The 15,947-nt window shown below is 72.0% G+C and carries 14 protein-coding genes and 1 pseudogene; 8 read left to right on the top strand and 7 right to left on the bottom strand.

Annotation, left to right across the window (positions count from 1 at the left end):
- Positions 1 to 144: 144 nt before the first annotated feature.
- The gene (locus ABD323_RS29695; protein WP_344445096.1) at positions 145 to 552 is read right to left on the bottom strand and encodes an SgcJ/EcaC family oxidoreductase; all 408 of its coding nucleotides are present in this window, start codon (positions 550 to 552) and stop codon (positions 145 to 147) included.
- A gap of 190 nt (positions 553 to 742) precedes the next feature.
- On the bottom strand, positions 743 to 1,285 hold the full coding sequence (locus ABD323_RS29690) for a carboxymuconolactone decarboxylase family protein (protein WP_344445095.1): 543 nt from the start codon (positions 1,283 to 1,285) through the stop codon (positions 743 to 745).
- A 114-nt stretch (positions 1,286 to 1,399) separates the two neighbouring features.
- On the opposite strand from ABD323_RS29690, the gene ABD323_RS29685 reads away from it, so the two are divergent.
- The 4 genes from ABD323_RS29685 to ABD323_RS29670 all read left to right on the top strand — a co-directional run bounded on the left by ABD323_RS29685 (position 1,400) and on the right by ABD323_RS29670 (position 3,829).
- Positions 1,400 to 1,996 (top strand): CGNR zinc finger domain-containing protein, encoded by a 597-nt coding sequence (locus ABD323_RS29685; RefSeq protein ID WP_344445094.1) that lies wholly within the window; start codon positions 1,400 to 1,402, stop codon positions 1,994 to 1,996.
- Between the two features lie 169 nt (positions 1,997 to 2,165).
- Positions 2,166 to 2,480, top strand: coding sequence for a hypothetical protein (locus ABD323_RS29680; RefSeq protein ID WP_344445093.1), 315 nt, complete (start codon positions 2,166 to 2,168; stop codon positions 2,478 to 2,480).
- Between the two features lie 149 nt (positions 2,481 to 2,629).
- A complete protein-coding gene (locus ABD323_RS29675) occupies positions 2,630 to 3,346 on the top strand; it encodes a flavodoxin family protein (protein WP_344445092.1) in 717 nt (238 codons plus the stop codon).
- Between the two features lie 120 nt (positions 3,347 to 3,466).
- Positions 3,467 to 3,829, top strand: a complete 363-nt coding sequence (locus ABD323_RS29670; protein ID WP_344445091.1) for a cupin domain-containing protein — start codon at positions 3,467 to 3,469, stop codon at positions 3,827 to 3,829.
- A gap of 75 nt (positions 3,830 to 3,904) precedes the next feature.
- On the opposite strand, the gene ABD323_RS29665 is transcribed toward ABD323_RS29670, so the two are convergent.
- Positions 3,905 to 4,816 (bottom strand): LysR family transcriptional regulator, encoded by a 912-nt coding sequence (locus tag ABD323_RS29665; protein ID WP_344445090.1) that lies wholly within the window; start codon positions 4,814 to 4,816, stop codon positions 3,905 to 3,907.
- 100 nt (positions 4,817 to 4,916) lie between these two features.
- Between ABD323_RS29665 and ABD323_RS29660 the strand changes: the two are divergent.
- Positions 4,917 to 5,018: pseudogene (locus ABD323_RS29660) on the top strand (3'(2'),5'-bisphosphate nucleotidase CysQ); the annotation flags it as partial.
- Positions 5,019 to 5,160: 142 nt separating this feature from the next.
- On the top strand, positions 5,161 to 5,781 hold the full coding sequence (locus tag ABD323_RS29655; protein ID WP_344445089.1) for a carbonic anhydrase: 621 nt from the start codon (positions 5,161 to 5,163) through the stop codon (positions 5,779 to 5,781).
- Positions 5,782 to 5,904: 123 nt separating this feature from the next.
- On the opposite strand, the gene ABD323_RS29650 is transcribed toward ABD323_RS29655, so the two are convergent.
- From ABD323_RS29650 to ABD323_RS29635, 4 genes are all read right to left on the bottom strand, one after another.
- Positions 5,905 to 8,367, bottom strand: coding sequence for an Ig-like domain repeat protein (locus tag ABD323_RS29650; RefSeq protein WP_344445088.1), 2,463 nt, complete (start codon positions 8,365 to 8,367; stop codon positions 5,905 to 5,907).
- Positions 8,368 to 8,997: 630 nt separating this feature from the next.
- Positions 8,998 to 9,945: a hypothetical protein gene (locus tag ABD323_RS29645; RefSeq protein ID WP_344445087.1), complete on the bottom strand. Its 948-nt coding sequence runs from the start codon at positions 9,943 to 9,945 to the stop codon at positions 8,998 to 9,000.
- Positions 9,939 to 10,382 (bottom strand): hypothetical protein, encoded by a 444-nt coding sequence (locus ABD323_RS29640; protein WP_344445086.1) that lies wholly within the window; start codon positions 10,380 to 10,382, stop codon positions 9,939 to 9,941. The genes ABD323_RS29645 and ABD323_RS29640 overlap by 7 nt, the downstream gene beginning before the upstream one ends.
- 7 nt (positions 10,383 to 10,389) lie before the next feature.
- Positions 10,390 to 14,664, bottom strand: coding sequence for a CHAT domain-containing tetratricopeptide repeat protein (locus ABD323_RS29635; RefSeq protein ID WP_344445085.1), 4,275 nt, complete (start codon positions 14,662 to 14,664; stop codon positions 10,390 to 10,392).
- Positions 14,665 to 14,812: 148 nt separating this feature from the next.
- On the opposite strand from ABD323_RS29635, the gene ABD323_RS29630 reads away from it, so the two are divergent.
- Positions 14,813 to 15,127 (top strand): hypothetical protein, encoded by a 315-nt coding sequence (locus ABD323_RS29630; protein WP_344445084.1) that lies wholly within the window; start codon positions 14,813 to 14,815, stop codon positions 15,125 to 15,127.
- A 10-nt stretch (positions 15,128 to 15,137) separates the two neighbouring features.
- Positions 15,138 to 15,875: a VOC family protein gene (locus tag ABD323_RS29625; RefSeq protein ID WP_344445083.1), complete on the top strand. Its 738-nt coding sequence runs from the start codon at positions 15,138 to 15,140 to the stop codon at positions 15,873 to 15,875.
- Positions 15,876 to 15,947 lie beyond the last annotated feature (72 nt).

The raw sequence follows: 15,947 nt of genomic DNA, 5'->3' as shown, positions 1-15,947 counted from the left end.
TCGAAGGTCATTGCAGTCCCCGGTCAGGGTGTTGCAACGATCCCTAGAACCCAAGGGTCGGTCGGCCGGGGCGCACTCCGCTCAGCGTGAACCCGTAGAGCCCGTACGGCTCGTCCGGCTCGTAGCGGTGGTGGGGCCGGTGCGTCAGCTCGGGGCGACGGCCGGGCTGTTGTGGTAGGCGACGATCAGCCAGGCGTCGTCACGCTTCTCCAGCACCCAGGTCGCGTACACGACGCGCTCGGCGGGGACCTCGGTCTCGCCCGGGAACCTGATGCCGGTCTCGCTCACCACGACCGCGGCGCTCTCGCCCAGGAATCGGATGCTGTCCAGCTTGTCGATGCTGGTGCTGCCCTTGAGGAAGGAGGCGAAACCGGCGGCCATCTTCTCGCGGACGACCTCCTTGGACCTGCGGTAGGAGCCGGGCAGGATCGCGGTGGCGTCGTCCCGGTAGTCCGCGACGAAGGCGTCGGCGTCGCCGGCGTCCCAGGCCTGGTAGACGCCTGCCAGGACACCCTTGATGGCGGCCTCGTCGTGCGTTCGGGTCATGGTCATGGTTCGCTCCTCGGAGCTCGGGTTCCTGCGGGCCCGGATGGGCCCACCCGTACATACCGGCGGGGCCCGCGGAACTCATCGCGTCGGGCGAGGTGATTTTCCGACCGTTGCCCGGCGGCTCGCGGACCGGGTCCGACGCCGCCGCCCCGGCGTTCCTCGGGACGGCGGCGCACCCGGGCGCGGGTGGAGGTCAGGAGAGGTGGCTGACCTCGGGCCAGTCGATGTCGACGGCGGCCGCCTTGTTGAAGTAGTTGGTGAAGACGTTCAGTGCCACGTTGGCGATGACCTCGGCCACCTCCGCGTCCCCGAGGCCGGCCTCCTGGGCGGCCTTGAGGTCGGTGTCGTCCAGGTCGCCGCGGGTGCGGACGAGGGCGGCGGCCAGCCGCAGGGCCGCGCGGGTCCCGGCGTCGGCGGACTCGGCGCGGCGCGCGGCGGCGGCCTGCTCGGGGGAGAGGCCCGCGAGGGTGGTGGCGATGTGGGTGTGGGCGGACAGGCAGTAGTCGCAGGCGTTCTCCTGCGCGACGGTGAGGGCGATGCCCTCCCGGACGGCCGCCGGGAGCCGGCCGCCGGCGAGCGCGCCGGAGAACTCCAGGTAGCCCTTGAGGACGGCCGGGTTGTTGGCCATCACCTTGGTCATGTTCGGCGTGACGCCCAGGGCCTTCTGGACCGCGGCCAGCAGGTCGGCGGCGGGGGCCTGGGCGTGGGCGGGCTCGATGATCGGGAGTCGGGACACGGTGTTCCTCCGGTGGTGGGGCAAGCCCTGATTCTCATGGTTGATTGCTGCTGCAACCGTGAGAACCATAGGCAGATGATTCTCACGGATGCAAGGCGGGGCTACCATGAGGTTGTGAACGTCGAAGACCTGGAAGGCGGTGGCGCGCCCGCCCTGGGCGAGCCGCTGCCCATCGAGCTGGCCAATGCCACCTACGCCGTGCGGGGGCGTCTGGTCGACGGCCTGCAGAGCGTCGAGCACGTCGCCGCGTGGTTCCGCGACAACCGCGAGCGGTTCGCCGAGCCCTGCGCCGACGCCGACCTGCTCGGCGTCGGCCCCGGTGAGCTGCGGGCCACCCGCGCGCTGCGCGATGCGATCCGTGACCTGGCGAGCGTCGCCGTCCGGGGCGGAGCGGCTCCCGCGGACGCGGTGGCGGAGGTCAACCGGCAGGTCCGCGCCGCCGCGCGGTGGCGGGAGCTGTCCTGGGGCGAGGGGCCGGCGGCACTGGCGCGCAGTGCGACCGGGCCGGTCACCACCGCGCTCGCCGAGATCGCCCAGCAGACGGTCGACCTCTTCGCCGGCGACCGGCTCGCCGACCTGCGCGCGTGTCAGGCGCCGGGCTGCGTCCTGTACTTCGTCAAGGACCACCCCCGCCGCGAGTGGTGCTCGGCGGGCTGCGGGACCAGGGCCCGCGCGGCCCGCCACTACGAACGGACCAGGAGCGCGCGCTGAGCACCACGCGGCGGCGGGGCGAGGGCACGCCGCATCGGAGCCGGCGCCTGCCGGCGCCTGCCGGCGCTGCCGGCGGATCCGCGTCGTCGGCGTCGGCGCTGGCGCCGGTGTGCGGCGTGCCGGTTGGATGGGGCGAGACGTGCCGACTCGAGGAGCGAGGTTCCACCACATGACCCCTGACGACCGGTTCGACGAGATCGCCACCGACCTCGCCCCGCACGGCGCCACCGCCGGAGCGATGTTCGGCAAGCGGGCCCTCAAGGCCCACGGCAAGGCCTTCGTCTGCCTCAAGGGCGACCTGCTGGCCTTCCGGCTCGGCGACGGCAGCCCCGCCCACGCCGAGGCCCTCGCCCTGTCCGGAGCCGAACTCTTCGACCCCTCCGGCAAGCACCGCCCGTTCAAGGACTGGGTGGCCGTCCCCGTCGCGCACGCCGATGCCTGGCTCCACCACGCCGAAACCGCGCTCGACGGCCTCGACCGCTGAGGGCGTGAGGCCGGCGTCGCGGCGCCCCGCTCTCACCCGATCGGCCCGCACCGTGGTCACGCGTGCGGCCCAACCCCGTCCGCGCCGCCGCGCCCCGCCTGGTGAAGTGGAGAGGCCCCCACGCCCGCTCGACGACGGAAGGCCCACCCATGCCGGACAGCGCGACCTCCTACGCCGACCTGCGCGCCCTGATCATCAACTGCACGCTCAAGCGTTCGCCCGAGCGCAGCCACACCCAGGGCCTGATCGACGTCAGCCGCGGCATCATGGAGCGCCAGGGGGTCGCGGTCGACGTCATCCGCGCCGTCGACCACGACATCGCCACCGGTGTCTGGCCCGACATGACCGAACACGGCTGGGAGACCGACGAGTGGCCGGTCCTCTACAGCCAGGTGATGGCCGCCGACATCCTGATCCTCGCGGGACCGATCTGGCTGGGTGACAACTCCTCCGTGACGAAGCAGGTCGTCGAACGCCTCTACGCCTGCTCCTCGCTGCTCAACGAGGCCGGCCAGTACGCCTACTACGGCCGGGTCGGCGGCTGCCTGATCACCGGCAACGAGGACGGCGTCAAGCACTGCGCGATGAACGTCCTCTACAGCCTGCAGCACCTGGGCTACACGATCCCGCCGCAGGCCGACGCGGGCTGGATCGGTGAGGCCGGTCCCGGTCCGTCGTACCTGGACGAGGGGTCCGGCGGGCCGGAGAACGAGTTCACCAACCGCAACACCACGTTCATGACCTGGAACCTGCTCCACCTGGCGAGGATGCTCAAGGACGCCGGCGGCATCCCCGCCCACGGCAACCAGCGCTCCGAGTGGGACGCCGGCTGCCGCTTCGACTTCGAGAACCCCGAGCACCGCTGAGCCGTACCCGTGCCCGTACCCGTACCCGTGCCCGCACCCGTTGCCCCTGACGTCGCGGCCCGGCTCCGCACGGCCGAGACTGGAGGGAGAGGTCCCGGCGTTTTCGGTGAGGAGCACGTCATGGCAGGTCTCGTGCGCAAGAGCCTCGATTCACCCGAGGAAGTCCGTCCCTTCGAGCAGAACGCGGGGAAGGTGGAGCTGGTCAACCTGGCCGCGGGAGCGGTGGGCCGGGGGACCTTCGAGCCGGGCTGGCGGTGGTCGACGCACGTCAAGCCCCTCGCGGGAACGGAGAGCTGCCAGGCCTCGCACATGGGCTACGTGATCGCCGGCCGGATGAAGGTCGTGATGGACGACGGTGAGTCGGCGGAGTTCGGCCCGGGCGACTTCATGATCTGCCCGCCGGGACACGACGCCTGGGTCATGGGCGACGAGGCCTGCGTGGTCATCGACTGGCAGGGGTTCGCCGACTACGCCAAGCAGTGACGAGCCCCGAGCCCCGAGCCCCTCGGGAGCCGGACGCGACGGGGTGGGGTCGGGTGCGGGGCGTCAGGGTGGTGGTCAGGCGTTCGGTGGTGCGAAGAGCGCTCGGACGGTTTCGGTGGCCGTCTCACGCAGCCAGGTGTGGGCGGGGTCGTCGTCGTAGCGCTGGTGCCACAGCAGGTGGAGCGGGATGTCGGGCAGCGTCAGGGGCAGTGGCAGTGTGACCAGGCCGAGTTGATCCCGGGCCGAGCGGGTGACCGCGTCCGGGAGGGAGACGACCAGGTCGGTGCCGAGGGCGAGTTGCAGGGCGAAGGCGGTGGTGGGCCCGGTGGCGACGACGCGTCGTTCGAGGCCGCGGGTGGTCAGGGCGTCGTCGATCGGGTCGCGCAGGCTGCCCCGCCGCGACACGGTGAGGTGGTCGGCGGCCGCGTAGCGCGCCAGGCTCAGCGGGCCCTCGGTCAGCGGGTGTCCCGGTCGAACGGCGACGACCAGCCGGTCCCGGCCGACGAGGCGGTGACGGATGTCGGGGAACGTCGGCGCACGGGAACTGGACTCGAGATCGACCTCGCCGCGACGCAACTCGGGGGTGTCCGTGCCGGGTTCGGCGGTCAGGCGCAGCCGGACGCCGGGCGCCCGCTCGTGCACGGCGGCGATCAGGGCGGTGCCGCAGGCGGCGGTCAGGGCGTCGTGCCAGCGCACGGTGAACACCCGGTCCAGGGCGGCCAGGTCGAGTTCCCGCTGCGCGGACAGGAGTTGGTGGGCCTGCTGGACGAGAGCGTGCACCGGGGCGCGCATGGCCAGCGCGCGGGTGGTGGGGACCATGCTGCGCCCGGTGCGCACCAGGATCTGGTCCCCGGTGGCCTTGCGGATGCGGCCCAGCGAGCGACTCATCGCCGGTGCGGTGACGTGCAGGCGGGCCGCGGCGCCCGCGACGCTCCCCTCTTCCAACAGTGCGTCCAGGGCCGTGAGCAGATTCAGATCCAGTTGCATGGCGGTAACTCTACAAGTGACAAGCATGCACTTGTTGTTCATGGTCAGGCGGCCCACCTTCGAAGTGCGGGGACGACGAGCCAATGGCCGCCCCGCCCACGACGCGGTGCCGGAGGTGCTGCGGGAGCCGCTGCTGCGGGCCCGGCCCGGCTCGCAGTGGGCCGAGGACGAACTGGCCGGCGGCGCGCTCCCGCCGGGGGAGTGATGGGTGGTCGACCCCGCTCTGCGCGCCGCCGCGCCCCGGCCGCACCGGGCCGCCGCGGCGGGAGTCCGGGGACGTGGCCGGGGCGGTGTTCCCGTGTCCCCGTCGGCGGGTCGGGCACGACGGGCCGTAGTCTGCCGTCATGACCGGTGATCGTGTGGCTGTGTCCGTCGCGCTGGAGATGCTGCTGGCCGGCAACCGGCGCTTCACCGCCGGTACGCCCGAGCACCCGAACCAGGACGCCGTCCGGCGCGCCGAGGTCGTGCCCGGGCAGAGTCCGTTCGCGGTGCTGTTCGGCTGCTCCGACTCCCGCCTCGCCGCGGAGATCATCTTCGACCGTGGCCTGGGCGACCTCTTCGTGGTCCGTACCGCGGGCCACGTCATGGGGCCCGAGGTCCTGGGCAGCATCGAGTACGGCGTCAGCGTCCTGGGCAGCCCGCTGGTGGTGGTCCTGGGTCACGACTCCTGCGGTGCCGTGGCCGCCGCCCGGGCCGCCGTCCAGGGCGGCGCCCCCGCCACCGGGTACGTGCGCGACGTGATCGAGCGCGTCACGCCGAGCGTGCTGGCGGCGCGGGCCGCCGGGTGCACCGAGGACGCGGACTACATCGACACCCACCTGCGGCACACCGTGGACCTGCTGATCGAGCGCTCCCGAGTCCTGGCCGACGCCGTCGAGGCGGGCAGCGCCGCGGTGCTGGGCCTGTCCTACCGACTGGCCGACGGCACCGCCCGCCTGGTCACCGCCCGTGGTCTGGACGGCTGAGCCGACCACGGGCCCGCCCGACCAAGGAGTCGCGCACCGGGGACATGGACCGTGACGGTCCGTGGAACGGGCAACGGGAGGGGTCCGCCGGAGCGGGCCCCTCCTGTTGCGGTCGGCGGGTGGCTACAGGGTCGAGCACTGTCCCAGGCGTGGACCGGTCACGGTGTTCGGGTGGCCGTCGTTGGTGGGCGGCGGGGTGTTGGCGGCGCAGGTCAGCGATCCGCCGATGGTGTTGCCCTCGATCTCGGCGCCGGTGTCCTCGGGGAAGGGGCCGGTGCCCGTCGTGCCCTGGACCTGGACCGATCCGAGTACCTGGTTCGCGATGGCCTCCAGACCGCCGTGGTTGCCGGTGAGCAGGAGGGAGCCGTTGACGTGGTTGCCGGCGCAGCCGTCGTCGCCGGGGTCGCCCACGACCACGAAGCCGGACGCGCCGGAGACGCTGGTCGTGTCCGTGACGGTGGTGCCGCACATGCCGAACAGGGTGGCGTTGGCGGAGAGGACGGCGCCGTGGATCGTCGAGTTGCTGATGAACAGGGCGCCGTCGCCCGCGTCGCGCACGGGCCCGTTGACGGTGGCGCCCACGATGCAGGTGCTCTCGCCGCTGGTGGACAGTCCGCCGGTGGTGCCGGTGACCGTCCGGGTGCAGGTCACGGTCTGGGTGATCGACTCCAGGCCCCCGGCCAGGTAGTCGCCGTCACCGCTGTACTGGGCGGAGACGGTGTGGGTGCCCGGCAGCAGGTTGGCGAAACCGACCTGCGCCTGGGCGCAGTTGGTCCCGCCGCCGGGGGAGAGGACACCGGTGCCGAGTAGCGTGCTGCCGTCCCGGACGGTGACCGTTCCGGTGGGCGGTGCGGGCGGGTTGGTGCTGGCGCCGGCGGCGCAGACGGTGTCGGTGACGGACACCGGCTGCCCGAAGACCGAGGGGTTGGGCGCGGAGGTGAGGGTCGTGGTGACCGGTGCCCGGCCGACGTTCTGGACCAGGCTCATCGCCGAGTCACCCCCGTAGTTCGGGTCACCGCTGTAGGTGGCGTCCACCGTGTGCGGGCCGGGGGTGAGGGTGGCGATGCCGGTGGAGGTCGCGGTGCCGGTCGTGGGGTCCACCGCCACCGGGCTGCCGAGCTGGGTGCCGTCGACCTTGAAGGTGACCGTTCCGCCGTCCGGTGCCGGCAGGACCGTCGCGGTGAAGTGGACCGGCTGGCCGAAGACCGAGGGGTTGACGGAGGAGGTGAGCGTCGACCTGGTGACCTGCGGGACGGCGAAGAAGATCGTGTCCGTCGGCTGGGCCGTGGTCTGGTTCAGGCCGCCGAGGTTGCCGATGAAGGCGCCGTAGAAGGTGTTGCCGACGGCCTTGAGCTGTTCGTAGTCGCCGAAGAGCCGCTGGGTGGGTTGGCTCGGGTCGCCCACGGCCGTCGTGTACGACTGCAGCACGGTGTCGGTGAAGGTGGCGCCGTGGTCGGTGCTGCGGGCGAGGTGGGCCGAGAACTCGGGGAAGCCGCTGGTGTTGGTGCCGTCGTCGGTGAGGTAGAGGACGCCGATCGTCCCGTCGCCGAGGACGGCCACCGAGGGCAGGGCCGCGTTGGTCGAACTGGACACGTTCACCGCGGCGCCCACGTTCATGCCGCCCGTGCCGTTGTCGGTGAGGCGGCGGATGCGGATCTGGTTGTTGCCGGAGACGTCCGCGCCGTAGGCCGTGTACACGTCGCCGTTGGTCGGGTCGACGGCCACGTGGTCGACGCCGCCCTGCAGGGAGTTGACGCCGCCGAACTTGTAACCGGAGTTGCCCTGACGGGTGTTGTCCGTGGAGACGGCGATGCCGTCGGTGCTGCCGCCCAGGGTCCAGTGGGCTCCGGCGTCGGTGGAGCGGTTGAGCATCAGGGTGACGTTCTGCGGCTGGGTGGTGCCGCCGCCCTGCTGGTAGAGCGCGTACATTGAGCCGTTGCGCGGGTCGGCCGCCAGGCGGAGCCCGCCGTTGATGACGCCGCCGCTGAGTGCGCCGGTGCCGGCCGCGTTGTCGCGGGTGATGTCGACCGGGCTGGCGTTGTGGAGGGAGACGGCGACGTGGTCGTGCGGGACGCTGTTGCGGAAGTCCTGGTAGCCGACGTAGACGTTGTCCTGGGTCGCCGTGGCCGTGTCACGGTTGACGATCAGCCAGGGCTGGTCGGCGTTGGTGCCGGCGGCGCTGGTGAGCTGGGTGGTGGTGGGCGTCGGGTTGTTCCAGCTCCACGACGCGGCCCGGGTCGGGTCGGTCGTCGAGCCGGTGACGATCTGGTTCGCGCCGGTCAGGAAGGTGGCGTAGAGCGTCCCGTTGCGGCCGAAGTCGATCGTCTGGTCGTACGGGCCGCCGGAGGTGCTCGCCACGCCCGGGGGCGGCGGGATCGTCACCTCGTCCTTCCAGGTGATCCCGCCGTCGGTCGAGAAGACCAGGTCGGAGTTGCTGTCCCACGGGTACGTGAAGCGGGTGATGGCGATCTGCTGCGGATTGGCCGGGTTGACCGCCACGGAGGCCTCGCCGAACGTCGTCGCGCCGACGGCCGCGTCCACGTCGACGACGTAGGTGCCCGGGGCCCGTACCGATGGCCGCACCACTCTGGGGGTTGTCGGCGTGACGCGCGGCGAACGGTCGGGCGGCTGGTCGCTGCCGCCCTGGACCGTGGGGGCCGACGGGGTCTCAGTCGCCGACGCGGGCCCGGACGCCAGCACCGGCCCGGCGGCCAGGGCGAGCGCGAGGGCCGCGCTGAGCGGCCGGCTGAGGGGGTTCGATCGTGGCCGATGTCCTGGGGGTACCAACGGTGGCTCCTCTCGTCCGGACACAGGTAGGTCCTGGTCACAGTCTGTGAAGGGGCTGCGGGTACGGCCACGCGGCAGGGCGTCGCACGCCCGTTCGCCTGCGGAATCACTCCGTTCGGTCGATCCGGCGGGGGAGTGGCTGACGGCTCGACGGCAACGGTTCAGGGGCTTGATGGCCTTCGCAGCGGATCGACGGGCCCGGTGCTGACGGTGGGGGGCATCGCCGCCCTCGTCGTGATGGCGGTCGGCGTGACCCTCGTGCCTCGTCGACTGCGCTGGCGCGGGGACGTCCGGACGAGGTGGTCGGCACTGCCGTCGCCGACGCCGTCGCCGGTACCGTCCTCTCGGAGGAACGCCTCGCCCGTATCGCGCGGCCCTAGACGCCTCGCCGGGTGAAGGCTGACCCCAAGTGGCGCAGTGCCAACGCGCTCACGGTGGGCCACCGGGGCGGAAGGTCGGTGACGGCTCATCGGAACCCCACCACAGGTAGGACGTGAGCGCGGTGCCGGCCGCGTGCTCTGCGGCAGGGTTCTCCGGCAGGGGCCAGTGAAGGGCGTCGTACAGCTGCCAACGGTGCACATCGAAGGCGGACTCGATCAGTTCGCCGAAGGTCTCCGCGCGGCCCAACAGCCACACGTACGCGATCCCGCTGACCGTGATCCCGGCCAGCGGGACCCACCACCCCCACGGGGACCAGACCAGCGTGAGCAACCCCCATGTCCAGACCGTGGCGGCGCTGTCCACGGACACACGGGCCTCGGTCACCGTCTTCTTCGTCTCCTGCGGCAGGACGAGCCACAGCCGTGACCAGCACTTGGCCGGGTCGAGGCCGTACTTGTCCAACGGTCGGGTCTCCGCGGCACGCAGAACGTTGCCCAGTCGGGTCGGCATCAGCCGCTCGGGGTCTGCCGGGGTGGGCTCGCCGGGGAAGCGGCGCAGAGCCCGATCCGCCGCAGCGTACTCCCGGCGCTCCTGGGACGTGGCGGTGCGATTCGCGATCCTGGGGGCGAGTTGCTGGAACCGTCGGTCGTGGTGGAGGAAGCGGCGGCACTGGCGTGCTCGGAACAACCGCTCCAGCGGGACGAACGGCCTTGGCCAGTAACCCTCGAGGAAGCGCAGTGCCGTGAGGGTCAGCCTGTTCACGGCCACCGCGGAGAGAGTGACCACGACCAGGGCCGCGACCAGGAGCAGGACGGCTGTGGTGTCCGATCCTTCGGTGAGTCGGTGCTGCGCCGCTCTCCAGCCGGCGACCCCGCCCGGGCCCCAGGCACCGGCAGTCAGGCCGGCGGCCCAGAACAGGAACGCGGGGGTGAGCGCGGCGGCGGACCACCGCTCGGCGAGGGAGCTCCCCAGCCCGGCCCAGAAGCTTGTCAGCATCGGGCCTCGCCGGGTACGACCGGCTCCGGTACCAGGGGCAGGTGGTGCGTGGGGCACGGGCGCAGAACTTCGGCTCCCCGCCGCCAACGGACGTAGTCCCCGTTCGGACACCGGTATCGCCGGGCGGCCGGGGGCGGGTCGCCCTGTCCGGGCAGCCCGGCGTACCGTTCGCGCTGCTCGATCAGCGCGCGGATGTCGGGAGGGTAGCCACTGTCCAGGTACGTGGCAGCCCATTCGAGGGTCGCGTTGTGCCGCTGCAGCACCTCCAACCCCCGGGCGACGACGGTCGCAGTGTCGAGCGGGGGCCGGGCGAGCAGATCTGCCAGCTCCCGGTCGATCTCCGCGGCTTCCGCGGCACCGACGAGGTTCGGCAGGTATCCACGGATGGTCCGCAGCGCGTCGAGGATCGCTTCGTCGCCCGACTGCGTTTCCTCCATGGACAGTTCACTCTCCGACATAGACGAATGCGGCCCAGTACCACGGAGCGCGGTGAGCCCGCGCGCCTTCCCACAACTGCTTGGCCTGCGCGGGCACGCGGCTCCCACGCAGTTCCTCGATGTCCGGGTACCGGTCACGCTTGGCACCGTTGGTCGTGTCCCGGACCCACTGCTGTGCCCGGCGTAGTGCCTGGGCCGGGTCGAGCGCGTCCACGCGCCACAGTTCGTAGAACCGGGCCATCAGCACCATCGTGCTCGCGTCGTTGACCGACCACTGAGAGCCGACGACACCGCCGATGCCCGCCTGCAGTAGTCCGGCCGGGAGGTTGATGACCTCGTCGGGCAGGTCGGCGCCGGGGACGGCCGTCTCGCAGGCGGAAAGGACGGCCAGCCGTGCGTTCAGCGGACCGCGAACCAGCAGGTCCCGCAGGGACAGTGACTCGTCGCAGGCGAGCAGGAGCCCACTGGCCAGAGGCTCGGCGGCGTCGGCGAAGCCGTGGCAGGCGAAGTGGAGGACCGGGTACTCGCCGAGTGCGGCCAAGACGGCCGGCCGGGTGGCCCGTTCGCCGCTCAGGCTGCGGGAACGGGCGAAGTGGGCCATGGCTGACCGTACTTCGCGCCCGGCGGCCGGCAGCGGTCCCGCCGTCACCGGACGGGGGTCCTCGATCGCCAGCAGCCCGTCGGGGGCGGCACGCCGAGCACCCTCCGCCGCCGCCGTGCGGGTCCGGGCGTTGGGAACGTAGCTGAGGAGCAGATCGTCGAGTGCGTACCTGCGACCGCTCGGCGCCGCGGCGTCCTCGCGCCAGGCGGCGTGCAGGGGCAGCATGCCCAGAAGCCCCGCAGGCACGAGTGCCGCCCGCTCGCAGGACCCCAGAGCCGCGGTGACCGGTTCCATGAGCACATCCCAGAGCCAGCGCGTGGTCGCCTCCAGGGTCTGTTCCCACGAGGCGTGATCGTTCGCCCGCGACCGGTACGCCTGCCAGTACCTCCCCGCCCAGGTACGCAGAGCGGCGCTGGTCAGTGCGGGCAGCCAGCACACGTCGACCTCGTCACCCCCGTCGGCAGTCACGATCAGTGCGAGTCCGCACTGATCGGCCGCCGCGAGGTAGACCAGCGGGGTCGCCGCCGCAGTGCGCAGGTCCTCGAGACGAGGCGGTTCGAGGAAGTGCCGGTAGCCGTCGATGCGCCGGATCGCGGACAGGACGGCGTCCAGTTCCGCTTGAGCGCTGCGCAGTTGGCCGGTGAGGTCGGGCGCCGACTGCGTCATGGGCGTGGGTGACACCCTGCCGGCGATGCCTGCCTGGGCGAGTGCCTGCCGCTCGAGGCCGTCGAGGACGGCAGCGCTGCTCCGGTACCGCTCGACGAGATCCCCCCGCCCGATCACCGCGAGATGCTCCAGGCGGGCGCGCGAGCGGTCGAGCGCCTCGGAGAGCATGAGCGCCCGACCGCGTTCGATCGCGACCGCGGCCTGCGCGGTGTCGCCCGACCTGGCCAGCGCGTAGGCGGCCGCCACCGCCAGTCCCTGAGCGTCGTGCAGGCGCGATTCCTTACTGGTCCGGGTGAGCTGCGCCCGGAAGAGTCGTTCCATCGCCTGTAAGCCGTAGTCGTACGCCTGCGCGGCCTCGCTCCAGGACTCGCGTCTGGCGGCCCACTGCCCCCAGGCCAGACTGTCGACGCGGGCGAAGTCCGGGTTGAGGGTCAGTCCTGAGGTCACGACCTGCCGGAACAGGGCCTGTGCGGCGTGCAGATCGGCCGGATCACCACTCGCGTCGCTCTCGTAGCGGTTGCTCAGCACGCGCGCCAGGCTACTGGGAAGGAAGATCCGGCTGTGCACGCTGTCCTGGTCCAGATCCATGGCTGTGCTCAGTAGCGTTTCCGCCTGATCGAGATCGGCACGATCGCCGTCGACCCAGGAGCGTTCCATCAGTGCGGCGGCGAGGCAGTCCGCGGCGGGGGCGTAGGACGGAGACGAGGGCGCGGTGCGGGCGAGCACCTCTCGCGCCAGTTCGACCGCGTCGCGAAGGTGCTCACCCCCACCGGTGTGCTTGTGTCGGTCCAGGAGTGCGACCGCGAGACCGCTCAGGATCGCCTGTCGCACGAAAGGTGCCGGCCCGATGTCGTCGTCGAGTGCCTCCCGCCAGTACTCGATCGCCTCGTCCAGATCGGCCAGGTCGGTGCTGCGCTCGTAGCGCTGACGCAGCGCGACGCCCAGGTTCATCAGGGGGCCCCACCGCCCGGGGGTGCCCGGCGCCGTCAGCTCCAGGGCTGCGCGGGACAGTTCGATCACTTCGGCGAGATCGGCCAGGTCGCCTGTCCGGAAGTAGCGGTCACGCAGTACGGTGCTCAGAGCCACCAGGGCGGCATCCCGGTAGTCGCTCTCAGGCGGGCACAGCGCGACGGCCTGCCGGATCAGGTCGATGCACTCGGCGAGATCCTCCTCCCTCATGGCAAGGTCGTACCGGGCGTTGAGAGCCAGACCAAGGTTCACCAACTGTGCTGGACGGTCCGGCCCGTCTCCGTGGGCAAGTGCCAGGGCCTGGCGGGCGTACTGGATCGCGGCGTCGAGATCGGCGGGGCGACCGCTCCACTCGTATCGGCTCTGGAGGCTGCGGCTTGCATGGTCGAGCAGCAGGGCCTGGGCCGGTGACCGATCGGGGGCCAAGTCCAGTGCCTCACGGTCACAAGCGATCGCCTGGTCCAGGTCGGCGATGCCGCCTGTCTGTTCGTAGCGGAGGACCAGCGCATGGGAGAGGTTGGCGAGCACGGCGATCCGGTCTGCTGAGCCGGCACGGGTCAGCTCCTCCGCCGACCGGAGGGAGGCCAGGCCGGCGTCCAGGTCCGCCATGTCGCCGCTGACGCCATGGCGGATCAGGCGATAGTCGCCGAGCCGGCGCAGGAGCGCTGCGCGTCGGGGGGAAGCGGGGGTGAGCAAGGCGGCCGCCTGAGCGACCAGCTCTATGGCCTCGTCCAGGGATTCCCGCTCGCCGGTGCGCCGATGGCTCTCGCGCAGCCCGTGGGAGAGGGTGTCCAGATAGCCGACATGGGCGGGAGATCCGGGGGGAAGGACTGCGAGGGCGAGCCGGTGGGCATGCGTGGCCTCTTCGCGCGACTGCCGATCGCGGACCCGGTCGTAGCGGCTCCAGAGTGCGGTTCCCAACAGCCCCAGGACCTCGGCCCCGTGGGGCGACGACGCGTCGACGGATCGCGCAGCCTCTCCCAGAGGGCCGAGTGCACGTTGCAGCAGGTCCACCTCGCCGGTCTCGAAGTACTCCGCCAGGAGGCTCGCACCCCGGGCGACCAGGTCCCAGGTCGCATCGCCACCGCCCGCGTCGCCCGGCACCTCCACCGGCCCGTCCCCGTCGCCCACGGACAGGCGCACTTCATCGCCGAGAAGCCGGGCGACCTGGGGGAGATGGACCGCGCCCCCCGTCGAGGCGATCTCGCTGATGAGCTCCAGAGTGCGGCGAAGGATCCCGATCGCGTCCCGCAGGTCGGATTCCGTGCCATCGGCGAGCAGCAGCAGGGTCCGCTCCATCTCCACGGAGATGATCCTCGGTCCGGCCTCCTCGGTGAACACGCCGAGGGCCTGTCGAAGGGCGGCGTCGGCGAGGCTCCTGTCCTCGGCCGCACCGTCCTGGGCGAGCTCCGCGTGAGCCCGTGCCACGTTGTTCATCGTGATGGCCCACAGGATCGGCTGGGCATCCCTCGACTGGCGGGAGAGCGCCGTCCGGAAGGCCTCGATCGCCTGCTCGACGGTCTGACGACGATCGCCGGCATCGTCGCTGGACGGGCCGTCTGCGCTGAGCAGGGCTTCGCCCACCATCCCGTGCAGGGAGACCCACAGCTTCGGGGTCTCCCCGGGGGAGGCGAGGTCCAGGGCGCGGCGGATCAGCCCCAGTTGCTGCGGCCCGATGTCGTCGGCCGACCCTGAGGCGGACAAGTCCCCCAGCGCGGCCTGCAGTTCGGTGGAGAGCTCGTCGTCGAGCGACTCGGCGATGGCCTCCTCGACGCCGATGCGGCGCGCAAGGAAGATGAGATCACGGTACCGCCCGTAACTGGCCGCCCCGTTGGCGTCCCCCGCCTCGCGCAGCCGGGAGATGAGGCTCTCGAACAGCTCCGCGCTCACGTCGCTCAGCAGCACCGGGTGGGCCGCGATCGTGCGACGGACGTCATCCCAGTCCTGGGCCGAGGCGAGCTCCCGGGCCGCCTTCAGCCATCGCTTCCGGGCCGCGCGGGCCACCTGCTCGTCCCGGGAGGCCTTGCGGCCGCGGAAATGATGCATCCGCTCAGACTACCGAGGCCTGCTCACCCAGCACATGGGAACGCGAACAGCAGCGCCGCCACCGCGTCGAGGCGGTTCGGCGCGGTGTCCGGGATCGAATCGCCGGTGATGGCTCGGGAGTCGGGGCGGGTGACTGCGCCGGCGAGGTGTGCGGGGTCGGTCGGGGCTGGTCAGGGCCTACCGGCCCTACCCGCTCGGCTTCTTCGTCACCACCTTCGCCTTCGGTGGCTACGTGGACGAAGCCGTCGGCGCTGCCCGCGGGGTACCGGTGCGCCTGCTCGGGTTCGCCTTCCTCGCCGTCGCCGACCTGTGGGGCGGCCTGCTGCTCAGCGCGCGCTTCCCCCAACTCCCGCCGAGCTTCGCCATCATGGCCACCGCCGGCGCCGCCTACGCCGCCACCTTCCTGCGCCGGCGGACACCCCTCCTGACGGGTGGTCCGCCGGCTTGGGGCGCCAGCTCCTAAGATCTTCCGCATGGCAACGAGACTCGTGCAGATCAACATGAAGGCCCAGGACGACGCCGCGCTCGGCCGGTTCTGGGCAGCGGCCCTCGGCTGGGGCATCGACAGCGAGGGACCCGGGGTGACCAACCTCGAACCGGTCGGCAACGCCTACCCCGACCCCGCGGCCGTCTGCATCGACATCATCGCCCGGCCGGAACCCAAGACGGTGAAGAACCGGGTGCACCTCGACCTGGCCACCACTTCGACGGCCCATCAGGCGGAGCTGGTCGCGCGGCTGAAGGAGCTCGGCGCGACGGCTGTCGACGTGGGCCAGGGCGACGTCCCCTGGACCGTCCTGGCCGACCCGGAGGGCAACGAGTTCTGCGTGCTGGAGCCCCGCGCGATCTACCGGGACACCGGGCCGATCGCCGCGGTGGTGGTCGACTGCGCCGATCCCCGGGAGATGGCCCGGTTCTGGGGCGAGGCGATGGACTGGACGCTGCACGAGGTCACCGACGACCACGCGAGCCTGCGTTCCGCCCAGGGCGTCGGCCCCTACCTGGAGTTCCTCCGCAATTCCGACCCCAAGAGCGGCTGGAACCGCGTCCACCTCGACGTCAGCCCCTACCCCGACGACGACCCGGCAGCGGAGGCGGCCCGACTGCGCGCCCTGGGGGCCACCGACCCCGGGATCGACCAGTCGGCCATCTCCTGGACGGTGCTGGTCGACCCGGAGGGCAACGAGTTCTGCATCCTCAGCCCTCGCTGACCCCCGGGCCGCGGCGCCGGGGTCGGGGGCAGGCAGGGCCCCGGCCCCCGGGCCCCCCGGGGGGGGAGGGGC

This window comes from Kitasatospora nipponensis (assembly GCF_039528135.1).
Classification (GTDB): Bacteria; Actinomycetota; Actinomycetes; order Streptomycetales; family Streptomycetaceae; genus Kitasatospora; species Kitasatospora nipponensis.
This window is presented reverse-complemented; position numbering and strand designations above follow the sequence as displayed.